The organism is Rhabdaerophilum sp. (genome assembly GCF_046092605.1).
GTDB lineage: Bacteria > Pseudomonadota > Alphaproteobacteria > Rhizobiales > Beijerinckiaceae > Rhabdaerophilum.
This window is the reverse complement of record NZ_JBJTDY010000054.1, coordinates 1-19,393: the sequence shown is the minus strand read 5'-3', so window position 1 is coordinate 19,393 and position 19,393 is coordinate 1. Positions and strand designations below refer to the sequence as shown.

The window sequence follows — 19,393 nt, the reverse complement described above, 5'->3', positions numbered from 1 at the left end:
CTTTTCGGTCAAGCCGCTGCTGGGCCGGGACGCGGAAGCCCGCACTTTGCTGCAATGCGGCGAATGCAAGGCTCCCATGAGCTGCGCGTGCTTGGCGGACAAAGGTCTCAGCCGTTAACGGGGCCTTAACGTCTTGGGGTTCAGTTTGTCTATCTTGGGTTGAGTCGTTTTCCGGCAAGGGATCAGATCTTGCGCAAGCGCTTGAGCATTTTCGCCTGCCTCGGCATGATGGCTGTCGCGGTCGCCATCGCAGCCGGTTCCGGCAGCGAGAGCGAGGCCCGGCCGAAGCCGCGCGATTTCGTCATCGCCGGATCAGATGGCTATGGCACGCAGGATTGCCTTGCCAGCAAGGGCGATTGCGGTCGGATCGTCGCGGATGCCTGGTGCGAATCGAAGGGCTTCAAGGCGGCCCTCGCCTATCGCAAGCTCTCGCCGGACGAGATCACCGGCACGGCTGGCACGGCGCGGAATCCGGTCGACAGCTTCCTGATTTCCTGTCGCGAATGAGCGTCGCCCATCATTGATTCGACAAGGCCGGCTTGCGCCGGCCTTTTCTGTTTTTCAGTCCTTGATCCAGTCCGCGCAGCGCGGTGCCTCTGCCTGCCCCCAGGGCATGATCGGCACCGTAGACGTGGAATTCTTCGGGCTGCCATCGATCAGCTTGTCGGAATAGACGAGATAAACCAGCACGTTGCGCTTGGCGTCGCAGCCGCGCACGATCTGCATCCGCTTGAAGAGCAGCGATCGCGACTGCCGGAACATCACCTCGCCCTGCCCGGTCTTCACCTTGAATTTGATCGGCCCAATCTGCCGGCAGGCGAGCGAGATATCCGACACCTCCTCGGCAAGGCCAAGGCCACCGGCGACCCCGCCCTTCTCGGGCACGGTATAATGGCAAGCCACGCCCTCGATATCCGGATCGTCGATCGCATAGGTCGCGAGCTTGTCGTCCCATGTCAGCAGCCGGAACACGGTCGATTTCTTGAAAATGAGATCGGGGGTTTGCGCGGCAGCGGGCAACGCGGTCAACCCGGCCGGCACAAAGGCAGCCATCATAAAGGCAAGAAAGAAGCGGATCATGGGCATCTCCCGGTCGAATAAGCCGTTCCGGCTCGCAGCCGTTCTGGCTCGCAGCCGTTCTGGCTCGCAGCCGTTCTGGCTCGCAGGAGAGATGCGGATGAAAGCGATGAATTTCAATCGGCCTTCATCGCGGCCTTCGCGGCGGCGATGGCCTGTTCGAGAACCCGGTCATCGCCGATATGGTTCGCGAGCAGCAGCACGAGGCGGGCATCGAGCGCCGCCGCTTCAACCGGCGAGAGCCCGCGCCGTGCCTCGATGAGCCGGCGAAAGGCGCGATCGGGATCGCCGAAGCGGTTTTCGGTGACGAGTTCCGCCATCACGCCGCCTCCCCCGCCTTGCCACGCGCCCGGCGCAGGGCCGCGCGGATCGCGCCCTTCTCGGCATGGTGGAAACGCGCCGCGACATGGCCATCGGGTCGGATGAGATAGCCACTGCCGGGTGCCAGCGCGAAGCGCTCGGCCACCGCCTCGTTCGCGACAAGCACCGCCACACCCGGCGGCGCAAGCCGTGCCGTGGCCTCATCCGCCGCGAGCAGCGTGAAATCGCGCCCGAGACGCTCGCTAAGGTAGGCCCCCTCGAACGGCGAATCGGGGATCGGAGCACCAGGCGCGGGACCGCGCACCCATTCGCCAAGATCGGCGGTGGAAAGCGGGCTTTCCGCATAGGCCGTGGGCATGGAAAGCCGGCCGGAATTCACCATGCGCTTGGCAAATCCGTGGTTGGTGGCAAGCGCCAGGGCGGCATCGCGCAGAAGCCGCTCTGCCTCGCTCTGCGGGGCGATGAAATCCGTGGAGCGGGTGGAATGGGCAATGTTCTCGTCGGCCGCCTCGCCGCGTTCGAGATCATAGGTGTCGAGCAGGCTTTCGGGGCTGTCGCCATCGAGCACGGCCGCGAGTTTCCAGGCGAGGTTCTCCGCATCCTGGATGCCGGAATTGGCCCCACGTGCACCGAACGGCGAGACCTGATGCGCGGCATCGCCCGCGAAGATCACGCGGCCGTGGCGGAAGCGCTCCAGCCGCAGGCAGCGGAACCGGTAGATCGATACCCATTCGAGGGAGAAATCCGAGTGGCTGTCTCTCGTGAACGCATTTTCTTCACGCGAACCGGGCGCCACTTCGCATGAAAATGCTTTCAGCATGGCCTCGATGCGCGGGCGCACGCGCTCCGGCTGCTTCTCGATATTGGCATCTGCCGTGGCCGGAAGTTGCAGGTCGATCCGCCAGATATTGTCGGGCTGGCGATGCAGCAAAGCCGATCCGCCGGGATGGAAGGGCGGATCGAACCAGAACCAGCGCTCGGTGGGGAAATCGCCCTCCATCTTCACATCGGCAATGAGGAATTGTTCCTCGAAGATTTCGCCGGGAAAATCGAGCCCGAGCATCGCGCGGGCGGGCGATCGCGCGCCGTCGCAGGCCACGACATGATCGGCATGGAGGCGATATTCGCCATCCGGCGTCTCGATCATGAGCCGCACGCCGTCATTCTGCGGCTCAAGGCCGGAGACGCGGTTCTTCCAGCGCAGATCGCCGCCGACCTCGACCGCGCGATCCACCAAAGCCTTCTCCACCACGAATTGCTGGATGTTGATGAAGGCCGGCATCTTGTGGCCGTCCTCGGGCAGAAGATCGAAGGTGTAGAGCAGCGCATCACGCTGGAAAACCTTGCCCTTTTTCCAGGAAATACCCTCGGCCACCAAGGGCCCGGCGACACCGAGACGATCGAAAATCTCCAAAGTCTTCTTGGCAAAGCAGATCGCGCGGCTGCCCTCGCCAATGCGGTCGGAATCATCGAGCAGCACCGGCGCATGGCCGCGAAGCGCGAGGTCGATCGCGAGGCTCAGCCCCACCGGCCCCGCGCCGATGATGACCACCTTGTGCCGCGCCGGCGTGGCGCGCGTCTGGTCCGGTGAGGGGGTGTAGCGGAAGGTGGCATAGGGCTGGTTCATGGGGAAAGACCAAGGCAGGGCAAGCTTGACTTGAACGATGATACGCGATACGTTTCATGTATCGCGCTTCTCACCTGTGCCTGATGAACCTGTCGAACCTGAGAAACTGAATTCAAGGAGCGCTGCGATGAAACAACTGAAATCAGGTTCTTCGACAGGAGAATTTTATGATCCGTTCGTTCAGAGACAAAGCTTTGCGGGCTTATGTTCGCGAGGGTGGCCGCTGCCCGACCGCACTCGTCGCCATCGAGAAGAAAGTCATCCTGAAGCTCAACCTTCTGGAGGCTGCGAGCGCGCTGGAGGATTTGCGCATGCCACCCGGCAATCGGCTTGAGGCTCTGAAGGGTGACCGGCAGGGGCAACACAGCCTCAGAATCAACGATCAGTATAGGCTGTGCTTCGTCTGGCGCGATGGCGGTGCGGACGAGGTTGAAATCACCGATTACCACTAGAGGGACACAAGAACATGGCGTTTTATCACTGCCATCCCGGTGAAATCCTGAAGGAGGAGTTCCTTGTCCCACTCGGCATGAGTGCACGGCAACTCGGGGCTGCCATTGGCGTGCCGGGAAATCGCATAAGCGATATCCTGCGCGAGGAGCGCGACGTGACCGCCGATACCGCTCTGCGGCTGTCCCGCTTCTTTGGCACGACGGCGCAGTTCTGGCTGAACCTGCAGACGGCGCATGATCTGTCGAAGGCCGAGGCCTCGCATGATTATTCGACCATTCGCCCGCGCGCTGCATAACCCTCACCCCTGCAATTCGGCCCACATCGCGCGGTCGCGCTCGGCGGTCCAGATCACGGGATGGCTGATGCCCCGCGCCTCGTCATAGGCGCGGCTGACATTGAACGGCAGGCAGTGCTCGTAGATGGCATAGGCGCCGAAGGGCCCGTCCATCGCCGCGCGCACGGCCTTGTAGGCGGTTTTCAGGTCATCCCCGCGCGCCACCGCCTGCTGCACCGTGCCAAAGAGCGCTTGAAGGAAATCCGTGGTGCCGGCGATGGCCGCCTTCACCTTCTCGCGACCGATGAGCGCATCGCCACGCCCCGGCACGAGCGCCACGGGATCATAGGCTGCGAGCCGTTTCAGCGTTTCCGGCCAATCCGTGAAATGCGCGTCGCCGCAATAGCAGGCGGATTTATACTCCACGAGATCGCCCGAAAACATCACGCCCGCATCCGGCACCCAGGCGATCGTGTCGCCCGCCGTGTGCCCGCGCCCGAGGTGGCGGATGCGCACCTCGCGCTTGCCCAGCCACACGCTCATTTCGGTGGCGAAGGTGACGCTTGGCCAGGTGAGCCCGGGAATGGTCTCCTGCCCCCGGAAAAGGCGCGGAAAACGCTCGATCTCGCTCGCCATATCCTGCTCGCCGCGCTCGACGATGAGATCGCGCGTGGCATCCGAGGCGAGGATCATCTTGGCGTTGGTGTAGGCCGAGGCGCCGAGCACGCGCACCGCGTGGTAATGCGAGAGCAGCACATGGGTGATCGGCTTGTCCGTCACCGAGCGCACCCGCTCGATCACGCCTCGCGCCATCGCGGGCGTCGCCTGCGCATCGACGATCAGCACGCCGTCATCGCCGATGATGACGCCGGTATTGGGGTCGCCCTCGGCGGTGAAAGCGTAAAGGTCCTTGCCGATCTCGGCGAAGGTGATCGTCTTTTCCGCCATGTCGTTGACGGATGCGAAAGCGGGCGTGCTCACAGGTCCTCCTTAAACGGCTGGCTCGATGCGGTTTTCGATGGCGCCGAAGATCGAGTGGCCCTTCCGGTCGCGCATCTCGATTCGCACCGTATCGCCGAAGCCGAGGAGCGGCGTCTTCGGCTTGCCTTCGCGGATGGTCTCGACCATGCGCAATTCGGCGATGCAGGAATAGCCGCGCCCGCCCTCCCCCACCGGACGCCCCGGCGAACCATCGGGATCGCGGTTCGAGACCGTGCCGGAGCCCACGATCGTGCCGGCCGAAAGCGGTCGTGTCTTCGCGGCGTGGGCGATCAGCGTGCCGAAATCGAAGGTCATTTCCTCGCCTGCCTCCGGCTGGCCGAAGGCATGGCCATTGATGGCGGTCAACAGCGGCAGGTGCAGCTTGCCATCCCTCCAGGAATCGCCCAGCTCATCGGGCGTGACGGCAACCGGCGAGAAGGCGCTCGGCGGCTTCGATTGCAGGAATCCGAAGCCTTTCGCGAGTTCTGCCGGGATGAGATTGCGCAGCGAGACATCGTTCACCAGCATCACCAGGCGGATGGCCGCGAGGCCCTGCTCGCGGGTCGCGCCCGCCGGCACGTCGCCCGTGATGACGGCGATTTCCGCCTCGCAATCGACGCCATGGTCCAGCGAGGCGACGCGAACGGCGTCACGCGGGCCGATATTGGCGTCGGATGTGCCCTGATACATCATCGGGTCGGTCCAGAAGCTCTCCGGAAGCTCCGCCCCGCGCGCCTTCCGCACGAGTTCGACATGGTTCACATAAGCCGAGCCATCCACCCATTGGTAGGCACGGGGAAGCGGGCTTGCGCAATCATGCTCATGGAAGCGGAAGGCGGGCACGGAGCCATGCGCCAGCCCTTCCGCGAGATCGGACAGCGCGCCGGAGAACAATTCCCAGCGATCAAGCGCGGCCTGCAGGGTCGGCGCGATGTGGGTTGCGTCCGTGGCGCGGGTGAGATCGTTCGAAACGACGACCAGGCGACCGTCGCGGCCGGATTTCAACGATGCAAGCTTCATGCGGCATTCCTTCCCTGGCACAGCAACGACGCGGCTGTGCTGGCGCGATCATGGCCCGGCCCAAGGCGGGCGGGAAGGGCAAGGACGGATTTTCTCATGCAAAAGAACCTGCAAAAAATGACCATGGCCAGCTTGAAGCACGTGACGCGGCGGAAGCCCTGTGCAATCCTGAACGTTGTGAACCATAAGGCGGATTGAACGGGAAACAAGTTTCGTCCGCAACTATTTTTTTGCAGAGGCGGGAGACGACCATGCGGCGCAGGGATATGCTGCTTTCGGGCTTTGCCGGGGGCGCGATGGCCACAAGCCTCGCAAAACCGGCCATCGCGCAGGCGATGCCAGAAGTGAAATGGCGCTTGACCTCAAGCTTTCCCAAGCAGCTCGACACGATTTTCGGCACCGCCCAGCAACTGGCCAAGCTCGTGGGCGAAGCGACGGACGGCAGGTTCCAGATCCAGGCGTTCTCGGCGGGCGAAATCGTGCCGGGCCTGCAGGCGCTGGATGCGGTGACCTCCGGCGCCATAGAATGCTGCCACACCCCGACCTATTTCTACGTGGGCAAGGACCCGACCCTCGGCCTCGGCACCGGCCTGCCTTTTGGCCCCAATGCGCGCCAGCAGCACAGCTGGTGGCATTTCGGCGGCGGTGACAAGATCGTCAACGAAGCGCTCGCGAAGTTCAACGCCATCTCCTTCCCCGCCGGCAATTCCGGCACACAGATGGGCGGCTGGTTCCGCAAGGAAATCACCTCGCTGGAGGATCTCAAGGGGCTGAAGTTCCGCATCGGCGGCACCGGCGGGGCCGTCCTGGCGCGCATCGGCGTGGTGCCACAGCAGATCGCGCCGGGCGACATCTATCCCGCCCTCGAGAAAGGCACTCTGGATGCCGTGGAGTTCGTCGGCCCCCATGACGATGAGAAGCTCGGCTTCAACAAGGTGGCGAAATACTACTACTATCCCGGTTTCTGGGAGGGCGGCGCCATGCTGCACCTCTGCGTGAACCTGGAACAGTGGAACCGCCTGCCGAAGCATTATCAGGCGATCCTCATGCAGGCCTGCGAGAGCGCCAATAACTGGATGCTCGCCAAATACGATTCGGTGAATGCGCCGGCGCTGAAGCGTCTTGTCTCGCGCGGCACGGAACTTCGCGCCTTCCCGCTTCCGGTGGTGGATGCCGCATTTGACGCGGCCAAGGTTGTCTATGCCGAATATGCGGCGCAAAATCCGCTCTTCGCGAAGGGCCTCGACAGTGTCAATGCCTATCTCGGCGAGGTGATGCCCTGGTGGAAGATCGGTGAATACTCGTTTGACACCATCAGCATACGCCAACGGGAGCGCGGCTGAGCCGCGCTCGGAATGTCGACATTGATCAAGCCGTGGGCAGGAAGGCCCATGCGGTGCCCGAACATTCGGCACTGGGATCAAGTTTAAGGCGGGTGGGCCAGAATGAGACCATAATCCTTTTTCTTACAAAGGGTTAATAGGTTTTGCGTTGTGTCGCGCGCGAAACGGTGCCAAAAGGATACCCGGTGCGGCGTCTTGAAGCCCTGCCCCGGCGATGAAGGCTCGCACGATGGATTCCCTCTTGGAAAAGCGCAATCCGGCGATGACGGAGAGCGACGTGCTGGAACTGGAAGGTTTCCTGCCCTACCGGTTGAATGTGCTGGCGACGCTCGTCAGTCACAGCCTCGCCCGCGTTTATGGCGAGCGGTTCGGCATCTCGATTCCCGAATGGCGCATCCTCGCGACCCTCGGCCAGTTCAACGAGATGACCGCCCGCGAAATCGGCCAACATTCGCGCATGCACAAGACCACGGTCAGCCGTGCCGTATCGACGCTCGAGAAGCGCCAACTCCTTGCGCGCAGGCCGAACGATCAGGACATGCGCGAGGCCTTTCTCGCGATGACGCCGAGCGGCCAGGCGATCTATGCCGAGATCGTGCCGCTGGCGCGCGCCTTCGCCCGCGATCTCACCCAGGATATCCGGCCGGAGGATCTCGCGGTGCTCGATCGGGTTCTGGCACAGCTCATGGGCCGGCTGAACGCCAGCAGCATGGACCGCGACGAGGAGGCCTGAAGCCGGATACCGCGCCCGATCGTCGCTCTTTTCGGGCTTTATCTGGTTTTGACATGCAGAATCGCGACGGCCTGCCTTGCTCGCTTCACAATCAGGCCGTAACAAAATTCCTTGGACCGGAATCATACGGCAAAAGCCGAACTCGAAGGCCAGGGGCTCGATGCGCGAAGGCAAATTCCTTTTCCGGAGCATGGGTCTCGTGCTTTCGGGCTTGTTCGCGGCAGCCCTTGCCGGCGCGGCGCATGCCCAGCCGGCGATGTGCAGCACGATCCGGGCCGAGATCGCCAATCTCGGGCAAGATACGATCGGCGGCAATCCGCGAGAAGCCGCGCGCCTGCGCGTCGAGATCGCGAATATCCGCAATGCGATCCGCGCGAACAATTGCGACGACCGCGGCTTCTTCGGTTTCGGTGGCCCTCCGCCGGTCTGCGCGCCCCTGCGGGCGCAGGCGCAACAGATGGAGGCGCGCCTTCGGCAGGCGGAGCCGATGGACGCGAATGCGCCGCGCCGGGCGCAACTTCTCGCCGCCTTTCAGCGCTATGGCTGCGACAGTGCCCAGCCCCAACAGCGCGGCGTGATCTATGCCCAGCCGCAAACCGGCATTTTCGAGCGTTTCTTCGGCTCCAATGCGACTGTCGATCAGCGTCGGGAGAGCTTCTCCGAAATCGATGCCGCGCTTGAGGACGAGCTGAAGGAAAAGGCCCGCCTCGGCGGCCGCACCCCCATTTGCGTGCGCACCTGCGATGGCTTCTTCTTCCCCGTGAACTTCGAAGGCCTGACGGCGCGCGACGAGCATGGCCAGGTCTGCCAGGCGCTCTGCCCCGCCGCCGAGACCGTGGTGATGTATATGCGCCTCGGGGCCGAGATCGAGACCGCCGCGACGCGGGAAGGGCAGGCCTATACGGCGTTCCCCTTCGCGCTCAAGTTTCGCGAGAGCCGAGACAATGCCTGCTTCTGCCGGCCGCCGGGCTACACCGTCGCGCAACTCGCGAGGGGGCAGGAGGATTACGTGGAAGCGCGGAAAGGCGACCTCGTCGTATCCCGCGAGCAGGCCGAGGCCATGTCTCGCCCCAGGGAATTGCGTGGCGCGGCTCCGCAACGCCAGCAGGCGAATGCGCGCGGCCAGCAACGCAGCCAGCCTGCGCCGGCTCGCGCGCCAGCGGTGGAGGAGCCTGCCCCGGTTCCCGAGAGCGCCATTCCCACGGCCGGCACCGGTACGGCCGGCATCGGGCCTCGTCTTGGCAACGAACGGGTGCTGAATGGCGGGCAGGGGCAGATGCAGGAAGTGGTTGGAGCGGACGGCGTCAGGCGGCAGGTGCGCGTCGTTGCGCCGGCACCAAACGCGCCAGAGCCTCAGCCCGCCCTAAGAGGGCCAGCACGGCCTTCAATTCCGGCCCCTGCTCGCGCCCCGTGAGCGCGAGGCGCAAGGGCATGAACAGCGCCTTGCCCTTCCGTCCGGTCCTCGCCTGAATCGCGCCCACCCACTGGCCCCAGCTTTCGGGCCCCAGCGGCTCGGCGGGCAGCAATTCGGCGCATTCGGCAAGAAAATCCGTCTCGGCCACGGCGAAGTTCTGCGGCTGCATCAGCAGGCCCCACCATTCGCACGTTTCCTCCAGCCGGCTGATATTCCCGTGGATCGCCGTCCAGAACGCCTCGGCCTTCGGGCCTGAAATACCCAGGGCAGCGAGCGGCTCCCGAAGCGTCGCGAAGGGCCTGGCATGCAGCAGCTTGACCGAGAGATCGGTGATTTCCGACGGATCGAATTTCGTGAGCGCGCGGGAAAACTTCGACAGGTCGAGAAGCTCTGCCAGCGCCGCCAACCCCTCCAGCGGGTGGATCGGTTCGGAGGTTCCGGTGAGTGTCGCGACGATGGCGACCGCCAGCGGGTCCACGCCTTCCGCGCGGAAGGAGCGCAGCGAGAGCGCGCCGGTGCGCTTCGACATCTCCTCGCCATTGGCCGAGGCGATCAGGTTGTGATGCGCGAACCGCGGCAGGTTCGCACCCAGCGCGCCGAACAGCTCGATCTGCACCGCGGTATTGGCGACGTGATCCTCGCCGCGCAGCACATCGGAGATGCCGAAATCCGCGTCGTCAATCACGCTGGCGAAAGTGTAGAGCACCTGCCCATCGGCGCGCGCGAGAATGGGGTCGGAGAGCGAGGCCGTCTCGATATGGCATTCGCCGCGCACGCCATCCTGCCAGCGAACGGTGTCGCCGGAGAGCCTGAAGCGCCAATGCGGCTGGCGCCCCTCGGCCTCCAGCTTTGCGCGTTCGGCTTCGGTGAGCAGAAGAGCCGCGCGATCATAAACCGGCGGGAGACCCCTTGCCTGTTGGCGCTTGCGCTTGCGGTCGAGTTCCTCGGCCGTCTCGTAGGCCGGATAGACCAGCCCCCGCGCCTTGAAATCCTCGAGCACCGCCGCATACCGAGCCGCGCGATCCGATTGCCGCTCGATCCGGTCCGGCGGAATGCCGAGCCAGGCGAGGTCCTCCAGAATTCCCGCGGCATATTCCGGCTTCGAGCGGTCGGAATCCGTATCGTCGAAGCGCAGCAGGAAGGTGCCGCCGCTTTTCCGCGCCAGAAGCGCGTTCCAGAGGGCGGTGCGGGCATTGCCGATATGCAGGTAGCCCGTGGGAGAAGGGGCGAAGCGGAAGACCGGCTTAGCCATCATAGGCCTCCCCCAGATTCTTCATCGGCTCGGGCTGAATTGCCGGATCGGGCACATAGGCCCCTTCGGAGCGGTCTCGGAAGCGGTTGACGATGGGGTAGCGTCGGTCGCGGCCGAAATTCTTGCGCGTCACCTTCACGCCGGGGGCGGATTGCCGGCGCTTGTATTCGGCGATGGCCAGCAAATGCTCGATGCGCTCGACGGTCGCCCGCTCATGCCCGCGCGCAACGATTTCGGGCAGTCGCATCTCGCGCTCCACGAGGCATTCGAGAATATCGTCCAGCACGGGATAGGGCGGCAGCGAATCCTGATCCTTCTGATTCTCGCGCAGTTCGGCGGTGGGGGCCTTGGTGAGGATGTTCTCGGGAATCACCACGCCATCGGGCCCCCTGGCACCCTGCGGCTTCCAGCGATTGCGCAGGGCCGCGAGGCGATAGACTTCCATCTTGTAGAGATCCTTGATCGGGTTGAAGCCGCCATTCATGTCGCCATAGAGCGTGGCGTAACCCACGCTCATCTCGCTCTTGTTGCCGGTGGTCACGACCATCGGCCCGAACTTGTTGGAAATCGACATGAGAATCGTTCCGCGCACGCGGGACTGCAGATTCTCTTCCGTGATGTCACGCTTCGTGCCCGCGAAAAGCGGCGACAAGGCTGCTTCCAGCCCCTCCACCGCGCTGGCGATGGGCAGGATGTCGTAGCGGATCGAAAGCGCGGATGCGCAATCCTTGGCGTCCTTCAGGCTGTCTTCGGACGTGTAGCGGTAGGGCAGCATCACGGCATGCACGCGATCGGGCCCGAGGGCATCCGCCGCGAGGGCCGCCGAGATCGCGGAATCGATTCCGCCGGAAAGGCCAAGCACCACGCTCGCGAAGCGGTTCTTCTCGACATAATCGCGCAGGCCCAGCATGCAGGCGGTGTAATCGGCCTTGTCCTGCTCTTCGAGCAAGGCTTTCGGCCCTTCGGCGATGCGCCAGCCCGAAGCGCCCTGCTCCAGCGTGACGATCTGCAATTCCTCGCAAAAACCGGGCATCTGGAAAGCCAGCGCGCCGCCGGGATTGAGCCCGAAACTCGCGCCATCGAAGAAAAGCTCGTCCTGCCCGCCGACCTGGTTGAGATAGACCAGCGCGAGCCCGCTCTCGGCCACGCGCGCGACCGCGACATTCATGCGCTCATCCACCACGCCGCGCCGATAGGGCGAGCCATTCGGCACGAGCAGGATTTCCGCGCCGGTCTCGGAGAGGCATTCGACCACCTCAGCCCTCCAGATATCCTCGCAGATCGGCAGGCCGAGGCGCAGGCCGCGCAACGGCAGCGGGCCGGGCATGGGGCCGGAATCGAACAGGCGTTTCTCGTCGAACACACCGTAATTCGGCAGGTCGACCTTGAAGCGCACGCCGGTAATCCGCCCCCGGTCGAGCGCGGCGATCGCATTGAAGAGCCTGTCGCCCTCTTTCCAGGGCAGGCCGATCAGCACGGCGGGGCCGCCATCGGCGGTGTCGCGGGCGAGTTCATCGAGCGCCTGCCGGCAGGCATCCTGCACGGCCGGTTTCAGCACGAGATCTTCGGGCGGATAGCCGATGAGGAACAATTCCGGGAACATCACGACATCCGCGCCCGCAAGCGCGGCCTTCGCGCGTGCCTCCCGCGCCCGCGAGAGATTGCCGGCGACATCGCCGAGCACGGGGTTCAACTGGGCAAGCGCGAGGGAGCGGCGGACAGGAGCGGAGTTCATGGCTTCGCATGTAATCCCCTCCGCCTGCCCTGACAATCGTGGGGTTGGCGACAGCCCTGCGGGAGCGTTCCAAATCGGGGCTTAACGCACAGGAAGCACTTAACGGGGCAGTAAGGTTACTTTTTTATTCTCCAGGTGTCGGCGCCCCCTGCCTCGTGCCGGAATTGCAGGTTCCATCAAGGGTGGCCGGGTTAAAGGAGTGCAGTCATGTCGGTTCGTCTTCTGCTCGGGAGCCTCACGATCGCCGCCCTCGCGGGCACCGGCGCGAGCCAGGCGGCCGACTACCTGCGCGGTGCCTATGCAAAGGATTCGTTGCAAAAAAGCGACGGCATCGATTGGGCCGGCGCCTATGCAGGCGGCTATGTCGGCTATTCCAGCGCGCAGATGGATGCGTCGATGCTGCGGGGCAGCCTCGCGCGCGAGGCGCTGCCGAATTCGACCTATACCGATCTGCTCGAGAGCACGATCAACCTGCGGAAGACCAACCAGGCCGAGACGGCCTTCGGGGGCTTCGCCGGCGTCAACACTCTCTGGGACGACGTGGTGCTGGGGTTCGAAGTCGATTATACGCGCTCTTCCTTCAATTCTTCCACCACTGCGGGCCCTTACGGTCTCTTTCGCGTTACGGGCACCGTGACGGAAACGGTGACCAGCACGACAACCGCCAGGGCCAGGGTGCGGGAATGGAGCACCCTTCGCGGCCGCGTGGGCTGGGCTGCCGGATATTTCATGCCCTATCTCACAGCCGGTATCGCGTTCGGCAACATCGATGGCCGCACGAGCACGACAGGTTCATGGACGCGCGACGATACCAGCGCGCCACCGCCCACCAGCGGCACCTTCGCCGGCTCGCTCGGCCGGCGCGGCATCGCCTATGGCGGCACGGTTGGCGCGGGCGTGGACATGACCCTGTTCTCGAACGCCTTCCTGCGCGTGGAATGGCAGTATATCCAGTTTGCCTCCGGCGGGCTACGGCCCGAAATCAGCATCAACACGGCACGGATGGGCGGTGGCGTGAAGTTCTGACGGATCGCCGGGCCCCCACGGCGATCGCATAAAAAAGCCCGGCTCGATGAGCCGGGCTTTCCTGTTCTTGCGGCTGGTCGCGGCGTCAGCGGCAGATCTGCACCCGCTGGAAGCGCCAGCCATAGCCATCCCAGACCTGCTGCTTCCTCAGCGTGCAGACCGGCCCGCGATAAGCATAGCCCGTCTCCGAATAGCCGTAATGGCGGCGATGGTGCCGATAGCCCTGCCCCCGATAGGGATGGTAATCGGGATGATACTGCACGGGCTGCTGGTAGAAGCGGCGCGGCCGATGATAGGCGGGGCCATGGATGTCGTCGAAAGTTTCAACGTCATCGACATAATGGCCGCCGTGACGTGTCTCGTTCGCCTGGGCGGCGATGGCACCCACAGCCAGAGCACCAAGAATACCCGCCGCGATCAGCGCACCCTTGCGGCCGTTGCGGGCCTCTGCCTCGCCGGCATTCATCGTGAGGCCAGCGCCCATCGCGAGGGCGGCGAACGCGACGGCGGCAATCTTCTTGCCGAAGGGAATCGATGCCTTCATGGCTCTGTCTCCGAACCGGAAGACCTGGCGAACGCGATCCGCTCGCATCCGGTCTTCATGCTGCGAAGATTAAGGCCTTGGCCTTGGCCCCAACCTGAACGGCATTGTTGCCTGCCGTTCAGGTTCCGGGGGATCGGTTACTCGCACACCTCGACGCGGCGATAGGTGTAGGTTTCATCGTCCAGCCACACCTTCCTGCGTTCCAGGTGGCAGGTCGGGACATAACGCGGCCGGCGGCGCTCCACGATCACCTCTTCCTCGACGATCGGCTCGGCCTGGGATCGCCCTTGCATGAGCATGTACAATCCGGCGGCACCCACGGCGAGGCCCGCGGCCGCGGCGGCGTTGCGGCCCTGAGCAGCATAGGATGGCGTGTGGAAGAGAACAACGAGCGCCGCGGCAAAGCCGGCGCCCACGGCAGAGAGATGATAACGCATGACCGTTCCCCGTTCTGAGAACGACAGGTTTCCTGCCGAAACCTTAAGAAAACCTCTCAAAATCGCGGCAATCCCGTGGCGCGGGAAACACTCTGCCACGAAAGCAAAACATGGGAAACAAGACCTTAAGACGGGTGGGTCAGAAGCCCGCCCTCCTCTGTCCTTGGCGGAAAGGGAGCTTTACTCCGCAGCGGCCGGCACCAGCGTGCCCAATTCGCTCTTTTCCTTCTTGATCAGGTCCGCGACCATGAAGGCGAGTTCGATCGCCTGCTCCGCGTTGAGGCGCGGATCGCAGAAGGTGTCATAGCGGTCGGCGATCATCTCGTTGGTCACGGTCTTGGCACCACCGGTGCATTCCGTGACGTTCTTGCCGGTCATTTCGAGGTGGATGCCGCCGGCATAGGTGCCCTCGGATCGGTGGATCTGGAAGAAGCTCTTCACTTCCTGCGTGATGCGATCGAAGGGCCGGGTCTTGTAGGCGCCGAGCGAGATGGTGTTGCCATGCATCGGGTCACAGGACCAGACGACGTTCCTGCCCTCGCGCTTCACCGCGCGGATCAGATCCGGCAGATGATTGCCCACCTTGTCCGAGCCGAAGCGGCAGATGAGCGTGAGGCGGCCGGCCTCGTTATCCGGGTTCAGGATGTCGATCAGCTCGAGCAGGCCGTCCGGCGTGAGCGAGGGTCCGCATTTGAGGCCGATCGGGTTCAGGATTCCACGGAAGAACTCGACATGCGCATGGTCCGGCTGGCGCGTGCGATCGCCGATCCAGAGCATGTGGCCGGAAGTCGCGACATGATCGCCGGGATGGGTCGAATCCTCGCGGGTCATCGCCTCTTCATAGCCGAGCAGCAGCGCCTCGTGGCTGGTGTAGAACTCGGTCAGGCGCATTTCCGGGTGCGTCTCGGAATTGATGCCGATGGCGCGCATGAATTGCAGCGCTTCCGTGATGCGCCCGATGAGATCGAGATAACGATGCGAGGCCGGACTGTTCTGCACGAAATCGAGCACCCATTTCTGGGCGTTGTCGAGGCTGGCATAACCGCCGGTCGCGAAAGCGCGGATGAGGTTCAGCGTGGCGGCCGACTGGCGATAGGCCTCCACCTGCCGGCGCGGATCGGGACTGCGCGCTTCGGGCGTGAATTCGATGCCGTTGATGATGTCGCCGCGATAGCTCGGCAGTTCCACGCCGTCATGCTTCTCGACCGGCGAGGAACGCGGCTTCGCGAACTGGCCCGCGACGCGGCCGACCTTCACTACCGGCGAGGAGCCGGCATAGGTGAGAACCACCGCCATCTGCAGGAAAACACGAAAGAAATCGCGGATGTGGTTCGCCGAATGCTCCGCGAAGCTCTCGGCACAATCCCCGCCCTGCAGCAGGAAGGCCTCGCCGGCCGCGACCTTGGCCAGCGCCCGCTTGAGCTTGCGCGCCTCGCCCGCGAAAACCAGCGGAGGAAAGCTCCGGAGCTGCTTCTCGGTTGCTTCCAGAAGGGCAGTATCCGGATAGCTTGGAACCTGCGCGATCGGGAAAGAGCGCCAGGATGCCGGGGTCCAGGGCCTTTTTGCAACGGTATCGAGCGTACGCGAGGTCATGACAGCACCTTGTTTCGAAAGATCGCCCTCCCCCGAGGACGGAGAGGCTCTTTAACCGCAAATGCCCGTTCTGGCGAGAGGAAATGCCTTTTCGCGAACTCCTGTTGCCCTCCGGGCAGAGGCCCGGGATTCAGGTTCGCTCGAGGCGCGGCTCGTTCAACTCGTGCGCTCGAAACGGGCTGTGCGGGTGCGCATCGTCACGAGTTCTTCAGCCGCGCTGGGGTGAAGCGCCATGGTGGAATCGAAATCGCGCTTGGTCGCGCCCATCTTCACCGCGATGCCCACGAGCTGGATCATCTCGGCCGCGCCCTCGCCGAGGATGTGGCAGCCGAGGATTCGGTCGGTCTCGGGATTGACGAGCAGCTTCATCATCACACGGTCATCCGCGCCGGAGAGTGTCGCCTTCATGGCGCGGAACGAGGTCTTGTAGAGATCGACAACCGGGAAAGCCGCGCGCGCATCCTCTTCCGTGAGGCCCACGGTTCCGAGTTCCGGCGTGGTAAACACCGCCGTGGGGATGTTCGAGTGATCGACCTGCCACGGCACGATGCCCGTCGCCCCCCCGAACAGGCTATCGGCCACGGCGTGCCCCTCGCGGATGGCCACGGGCGTGAGGTTCACGCGGTTCGTCACGTCTCCCACCGCGAAGATGTGCGACACATTCGTGCGCGAGGCGGAATCAACCGCGATCGCCCCATCCTTGCCGAGCGCGACCCCCGCCTTTTCGAGGCCAAGGCCTTCCACATTCGGCGCGCGGCCGATGGCGAAAAGGATCTGGTCGGCCGCGAGTTTCTCGCCGGCCCTGGTATGGCCGATGAGGCCCTCTGCCGTCTTCTCGATGCGGATGAAGGTATCGTTGAACAGGAAGCGGATGCCCGCTTTGGAATAGGCGTCGATCAGGCCATCGCGGAGGTCTACATCGAAGCCACGCAGGGGCTTCTCGCCACGGTAGATGACGGCCACTTCCGCGCCGAGATCGCGGAAGATGCCGGCGAATTCCAGCGCGATATAGCCGCCGCCAGCAATGAGAATGCGCCTGGGAAATTCCTTAAGATCAAAGACTTCATCAGAGGTCACGACATGCTCGATGCCCGGCAGGCCGTGATCGAGATTGGGCCTTCCGCCGGTGGCGAGGAGAATGTTCCGCGCATGCACGACGCGGTTCTCGTCGACGATCCGAACCTCGTGCGGGCCTTCGAGCACCGCGCGGGATTTCACCACGGTGACGCCCGCGCTCGCCTGCCCCTTGGCATAGAGGCCTTCAAGGCGGGTGATCTCGGCCTCCTTGGCCGAAACCAGCGCATTCCAGTCATGGGAGGTTTCGCCAACCTGCCAGCCGAAGCCCCTGGCCTCGCGGAAATCACGGGCGAAGCGCCCGGCAAGCACATAGAGCTTCTTCGGCACGCAGCCGCGGATGACGCAGGTGCCGCCCATGCGGAATTCTTCCGCGAGCATCACCCTTGCGCCATGGGCCGCCGCGATCCGTGCCGCGCGAACGCCGCCCGAACCACCCCCGATGACGAAGAGATCGACGTCGAATTCCATAGCCGCCCCCGACCCGTTCTCGACGCGGCAAGCTCAGCCGCGACAACCGACATAAAAACGGCGCGGATGGCTTTCACCCGCGCCGCATCACACAATCGCGTGAGGACCGATCAGAGCGGGGCGCCGCGCTTCGCCATCTCGGCGCGGAAGATCACCATGGCTTCCTGGCCCACCACCTGCGTCCACTGCTCGAGATAGGGCAAGATGTCTTCCATGAAGGCGGGAAGCGTCTCGACATATTTCCTGCCGACGGGGCTCGTGAGGAAGGTGTTCACTTCCTTCAGTTCCGCCTCGGTCATGCGGCTGGCGAGGTAGCCGGCAGCACCCTTCAGGCCATCATTGGTCATTTCGATCATCTTGCCTTCGACAACCTTGAGAGATTCCTCGATCTGACGAACGAGTTCCGGGCGCGTGCGGCTCATGTTGGCGCGCAGCATCTGCACGACATTCGGCGTGCTGGCCTCGAAGGTGCGCATCAGGCCGGAGGTCTTCAGCACCTCGGCCGCGATCGCGATATGCGAAGCCGGGAAGTTGGCCGGCGGCGGCGACGGCGCAGCGGGAGCTGGAGCCGTCTGAGCGAAGGCCGCGCCAGACATCACCAGCGCGCCAGACATCACCAGCGCGCCAGCCAGCGCAAGGGCGCGAAGGGAAAACGCGCGAGAAAAACCGATCATGGACCACCCGTCTCTTGCTGGCCTGGCTAAATCAGGCCGGGATTGTTCGAAGCCTGATCATCGCCAGGCTGGCAGAAAAACAGGCGCCTTGCGCCACAAAACCTTCCGCTTCGCCCTTACGGCCTTCCGGCGAGGACGACAACCCCCTGATGGGAAGCGAGATATGCGGCGGAACAGAGGCCGCACCGGCACCTTGCCCGGCCGATCATCGCGCCGGAGTTGTGCAGACGACTTCCTGATCGCCGCGCACGAAGCAGACGCTGACATCCCCCGTTCGGCGATTGACCCGATAGATGCCGGCCTCCGCCCGGTGGTTCGAGGGCACGAGCGCGTAATCTCCGGCCTCGCCGGCCTTCGCTCCCTCGCCGGCCGGGTAGCAGAGGGTGAGGCCAACCGAATTCTCGTCCTTGATCGCGTAGTTGCAGGCCCCCATCTCGCCGGTGGCGCGATCGACCCGGAAGATGCGGTTCAATTCCCGGTGCGGCGCTGGCGCGAACATGAAATTCTCGGCCCGGACAGACCCGACGCATGCCAGAACGACCATGACAGGCAAAAGGCTGCGATGGAGCATGATCCCCTCCCCGTAACCGGATGACGAACGTCCACTTGAAGCGAATCGCTTCTCTCCGCTACGGAACGCTAACCGATCGCCTGCGGAAAATCCGCCCCGGCCCGATCGGCTTTTTCACGACAGGAAGGTTCGCCCCGATGCGCGGCACGCTGGTTTTCGATCTCGATGGCACGCTGGCCGAGACCGCGCCCGATATCATGGCGACGCTGAACATCCTGCTCACCCGCGAGGGCTTGCCCGCGCTTCCCACCGCGAAAGCGCGTGAACTCGTCGGTGCCGGCGCGAAAGCCCTGATCGAGCGGGGCTTCAAGGCTTCCGGCATGCCCCTGCTTCCCGAGAAGCTGGAGCAGCTCTTCGCGGAATTCCTGCCGATTTACCTCGACCGCATCGCAGAGGAGAGCCACCTTTTTGATGGCGTGGAAGCAGCACTCGATCGCCTTGCCATGAAGGGTTTCACGCTCGCGATCTGCACGAACAAGCCGGAGCGGCACTCATTGGCCCTCGTGGAAGCGCTGGGCGTGAAGAACCGCTTCCGCGCGATCGTCGGCCGCGAGACCTTCCCCTTCTTCAAGCCCGACCCGCGCGTGCTGGCCGAAACGATCCGCGCCTGCGGCGGCACGAAGGAGCGCGCGATCATGGTAGGCGACAGCATCACGGACCTTGAAACCGCGCGCAATCTCGGGGTGCCGACCATCGGCGTCAGCTTCGGATACACCAATGTCCCCATGGCGGAACTCGCGCCCGACCGGCTGATCCACCATTTCAATGCGCTG

Annotated in this window: 21 protein-coding genes; 8 read left to right on the top strand and 13 right to left on the bottom strand. The window is 64.1% G+C overall.

Going from position 1 to position 19,393, the window contains the following annotated elements:
- Positions 1–189: 189 nt before the first annotated feature.
- On the top strand, positions 190–507 hold the full coding sequence (locus tag ACKODO_RS04830; RefSeq protein ID WP_408982319.1) for a hypothetical protein: 318 nt from the start codon (positions 190–192) through the stop codon (positions 505–507).
- Between the two features lie 54 nt (positions 508–561).
- Here the strand turns inward: ACKODO_RS04830 and ACKODO_RS04825 are convergent, their stop codons facing one another.
- The 3 genes from ACKODO_RS04825 to ACKODO_RS04815 form a co-directional block, all read right to left on the bottom strand.
- Positions 562–1,080, bottom strand: coding sequence for a CreA family protein (locus ACKODO_RS04825; protein ID WP_408982318.1), 519 nt, complete (start codon positions 1,078–1,080; stop codon positions 562–564).
- 113 nt (positions 1,081–1,193) lie between these two features.
- On the bottom strand, positions 1,194–1,397 hold the full coding sequence (locus tag ACKODO_RS04820; RefSeq protein WP_408982317.1) for a DUF2783 domain-containing protein: 204 nt from the start codon (positions 1,395–1,397) through the stop codon (positions 1,194–1,196).
- Positions 1,397–3,025 (bottom strand): FAD-dependent oxidoreductase, encoded by a 1,629-nt coding sequence (locus tag ACKODO_RS04815; RefSeq protein ID WP_408982316.1) that lies wholly within the window; start codon positions 3,023–3,025, stop codon positions 1,397–1,399. Before ACKODO_RS04815 ends, ACKODO_RS04820 begins: the two co-directional genes overlap by 1 nt.
- Positions 3,026–3,192: 167 nt before the next feature.
- Here ACKODO_RS04815 and ACKODO_RS04810 point away from each other — a divergent pair, with 167 nt between their 5' ends.
- A complete protein-coding gene (locus ACKODO_RS04810; RefSeq protein ID WP_408982315.1) occupies positions 3,193–3,477 on the top strand; it encodes a type II toxin-antitoxin system RelE/ParE family toxin in 285 nt (94 codons plus the stop codon).
- Between the two features lie 14 nt (positions 3,478–3,491).
- Positions 3,492–3,773, top strand: a complete 282-nt coding sequence (locus tag ACKODO_RS04805) for a HigA family addiction module antitoxin (RefSeq protein ID WP_408982314.1) — start codon at positions 3,492–3,494, stop codon at positions 3,771–3,773.
- Positions 3,774–3,776: 3 nt separating this feature from the next.
- Here ACKODO_RS04805 and ACKODO_RS04800 read toward each other — a convergent pair whose 3' ends face one another.
- Complete coding sequence (locus ACKODO_RS04800) at positions 3,777–4,700, bottom strand: MBL fold metallo-hydrolase (protein ID WP_408982320.1); 924 nt, start codon at positions 4,698–4,700, stop codon at positions 3,777–3,779.
- A 42-nt stretch (positions 4,701–4,742) separates the two neighbouring features.
- On the bottom strand, positions 4,743–5,753 hold the full coding sequence (locus tag ACKODO_RS04795; protein ID WP_408982313.1) for a fumarylacetoacetate hydrolase family protein: 1,011 nt from the start codon (positions 5,751–5,753) through the stop codon (positions 4,743–4,745).
- Between the two features lie 251 nt (positions 5,754–6,004).
- On the opposite strand from ACKODO_RS04795, the gene ACKODO_RS04790 reads away from it, so the two are divergent.
- From ACKODO_RS04790 to ACKODO_RS04780, 3 genes are all read left to right on the top strand, one after another.
- Positions 6,005–7,096 (top strand): TRAP transporter substrate-binding protein, encoded by a 1,092-nt coding sequence (locus ACKODO_RS04790; RefSeq protein WP_408982312.1) that lies wholly within the window; start codon positions 6,005–6,007, stop codon positions 7,094–7,096.
- 229 nt (positions 7,097–7,325) lie between these two features.
- Positions 7,326–7,829 (top strand): MarR family winged helix-turn-helix transcriptional regulator, encoded by a 504-nt coding sequence (locus tag ACKODO_RS04785; protein ID WP_408982311.1) that lies wholly within the window; start codon positions 7,326–7,328, stop codon positions 7,827–7,829.
- 160 nt (positions 7,830–7,989) lie between these two features.
- On the top strand, positions 7,990–9,243 hold the full coding sequence (locus tag ACKODO_RS04780; protein ID WP_408982310.1) for a DUF2865 domain-containing protein: 1,254 nt from the start codon (positions 7,990–7,992) through the stop codon (positions 9,241–9,243).
- On the opposite strand, the gene gltX is transcribed toward ACKODO_RS04780, so the two are convergent.
- Both gltX and ACKODO_RS04770 read right to left on the bottom strand, forming a co-directional pair.
- Positions 9,134–10,498, bottom strand: coding sequence for a glutamate--tRNA ligase (gene gltX / locus ACKODO_RS04775; protein WP_408982309.1), 1,365 nt, complete (start codon positions 10,496–10,498; stop codon positions 9,134–9,136). The genes ACKODO_RS04780 and gltX overlap by 110 nt on opposite strands.
- Positions 10,488–12,230: an NAD+ synthase gene (locus ACKODO_RS04770; protein ID WP_408982308.1), complete on the bottom strand. Its 1,743-nt coding sequence runs from the start codon at positions 12,228–12,230 to the stop codon at positions 10,488–10,490. Before ACKODO_RS04770 ends, gltX begins: the two co-directional genes overlap by 11 nt.
- A 207-nt stretch (positions 12,231–12,437) precedes the next feature.
- On the opposite strand from ACKODO_RS04770, the gene ACKODO_RS04765 reads away from it, so the two are divergent.
- Positions 12,438–13,256 carry an outer membrane protein gene (locus tag ACKODO_RS04765; protein ID WP_408982307.1) on the top strand — a complete coding sequence of 273 codons (819 nt, stop codon included), beginning with the start codon at positions 12,438–12,440 and terminating at the stop codon, positions 13,254–13,256.
- A gap of 85 nt (positions 13,257–13,341) precedes the next feature.
- Here the strand turns inward: ACKODO_RS04765 and ACKODO_RS04760 are convergent, their stop codons facing one another.
- From ACKODO_RS04760 to ACKODO_RS04735, 6 genes are all read right to left on the bottom strand, one after another.
- On the bottom strand, positions 13,342–13,800 hold the full coding sequence (locus tag ACKODO_RS04760; RefSeq protein ID WP_408982306.1) for a hypothetical protein: 459 nt from the start codon (positions 13,798–13,800) through the stop codon (positions 13,342–13,344).
- A 137-nt stretch (positions 13,801–13,937) separates the two neighbouring features.
- Positions 13,938–14,237: a hypothetical protein gene (locus ACKODO_RS04755; RefSeq protein WP_408982305.1), complete on the bottom strand. Its 300-nt coding sequence runs from the start codon at positions 14,235–14,237 to the stop codon at positions 13,938–13,940.
- Positions 14,238–14,417: 180 nt separating this feature from the next.
- Positions 14,418–15,830, bottom strand: coding sequence for a class II 3-deoxy-7-phosphoheptulonate synthase (locus tag ACKODO_RS04750; RefSeq protein ID WP_408982304.1), 1,413 nt, complete (start codon positions 15,828–15,830; stop codon positions 14,418–14,420).
- Positions 15,831–15,986: 156 nt separating this feature from the next.
- Entirely contained in the window at positions 15,987–17,375 is a 1,389-nt protein-coding gene (gene gorA / locus ACKODO_RS04745) for a glutathione-disulfide reductase (RefSeq protein ID WP_408982303.1), read from the bottom strand.
- A gap of 110 nt (positions 17,376–17,485) precedes the next feature.
- Positions 17,486–18,049, bottom strand: coding sequence for a DUF2059 domain-containing protein (locus ACKODO_RS04740; RefSeq protein ID WP_408982302.1), 564 nt, complete (start codon positions 18,047–18,049; stop codon positions 17,486–17,488).
- Positions 18,050–18,254: 205 nt separating this feature from the next.
- Positions 18,255–18,620 (bottom strand): hypothetical protein, encoded by a 366-nt coding sequence (locus ACKODO_RS04735; RefSeq protein ID WP_408982301.1) that lies wholly within the window; start codon positions 18,618–18,620, stop codon positions 18,255–18,257.
- Positions 18,621–18,757: 137 nt separating this feature from the next.
- Here ACKODO_RS04735 and ACKODO_RS04730 point away from each other — a divergent pair.
- Positions 18,758–19,393: HAD-IA family hydrolase (locus ACKODO_RS04730; protein WP_408982300.1), on the top strand; the 636-nt coding region annotated here is incomplete at its 3' end.

What these genes read in the sequence shown, in the direction of transcription:
- ACKODO_RS04825 (WP_408982318.1), bottom strand. Translation starts at nt 1,080, where the DNA reads ATGATCCGCTTCTTTCTTGCCTTTATGATGGCTGCCTTTGTGCCGGCC.
- ACKODO_RS04820 (WP_408982317.1), bottom strand. Translation starts at nt 1,397, where the DNA reads ATGGCGGAACTCGTCACCGAAAACCGCTTCGGCGATCCCGATCGCGCC.
- ACKODO_RS04815 (WP_408982316.1), bottom strand. Translation starts at nt 3,025, where the DNA reads ATGAACCAGCCCTATGCCACCTTCCGCTACACCCCCTCACCGGACCAG.
- ACKODO_RS04810 (WP_408982315.1), top strand. Translation starts at nt 3,193, where the DNA reads ATGATCCGTTCGTTCAGAGACAAAGCTTTGCGGGCTTATGTTCGCGAG.
- ACKODO_RS04805 (WP_408982314.1), top strand. Translation starts at nt 3,492, where the DNA reads ATGGCGTTTTATCACTGCCATCCCGGTGAAATCCTGAAGGAGGAGTTC.
- ACKODO_RS04800 (WP_408982320.1), bottom strand. Translation starts at nt 4,700, where the DNA reads ATGGCGGAAAAGACGATCACCTTCGCCGAGATCGGCAAGGACCTTTAC.
- ACKODO_RS04795 (WP_408982313.1), bottom strand. Translation starts at nt 5,753, where the DNA reads ATGAAGCTTGCATCGTTGAAATCCGGCCGCGACGGTCGCCTGGTCGTC.
- ACKODO_RS04790 (WP_408982312.1), top strand. Translation starts at nt 6,005, where the DNA reads ATGCGGCGCAGGGATATGCTGCTTTCGGGCTTTGCCGGGGGCGCGATG.
- ACKODO_RS04785 (WP_408982311.1), top strand. Translation starts at nt 7,326, where the DNA reads ATGGATTCCCTCTTGGAAAAGCGCAATCCGGCGATGACGGAGAGCGAC.
- ACKODO_RS04780 (WP_408982310.1), top strand. Translation starts at nt 7,990, where the DNA reads ATGCGCGAAGGCAAATTCCTTTTCCGGAGCATGGGTCTCGTGCTTTCG.
- gltX (WP_408982309.1), bottom strand. Translation starts at nt 10,498, where the DNA reads ATGATGGCTAAGCCGGTCTTCCGCTTCGCCCCTTCTCCCACGGGCTAC.
- ACKODO_RS04770 (WP_408982308.1), bottom strand. Translation starts at nt 12,230, where the DNA reads ATGAACTCCGCTCCTGTCCGCCGCTCCCTCGCGCTTGCCCAGTTGAAC.
- ACKODO_RS04765 (WP_408982307.1), top strand. Translation starts at nt 12,438, where the DNA reads ATGTCGGTTCGTCTTCTGCTCGGGAGCCTCACGATCGCCGCCCTCGCG.
- ACKODO_RS04760 (WP_408982306.1), bottom strand. Translation starts at nt 13,800, where the DNA reads ATGAAGGCATCGATTCCCTTCGGCAAGAAGATTGCCGCCGTCGCGTTC.
- ACKODO_RS04755 (WP_408982305.1), bottom strand. Translation starts at nt 14,237, where the DNA reads ATGCGTTATCATCTCTCTGCCGTGGGCGCCGGCTTTGCCGCGGCGCTC.
- ACKODO_RS04750 (WP_408982304.1), bottom strand. Translation starts at nt 15,830, where the DNA reads ATGACCTCGCGTACGCTCGATACCGTTGCAAAAAGGCCCTGGACCCCG.
- gorA (WP_408982303.1), bottom strand. Translation starts at nt 17,375, where the DNA reads ATGGAATTCGACGTCGATCTCTTCGTCATCGGGGGTGGTTCGGGCGGC.
- ACKODO_RS04740 (WP_408982302.1), bottom strand. Translation starts at nt 18,049, where the DNA reads ATGATCGGTTTTTCTCGCGCGTTTTCCCTTCGCGCCCTTGCGCTGGCT.
- ACKODO_RS04735 (WP_408982301.1), bottom strand. Translation starts at nt 18,620, where the DNA reads ATGCTCCATCGCAGCCTTTTGCCTGTCATGGTCGTTCTGGCATGCGTC.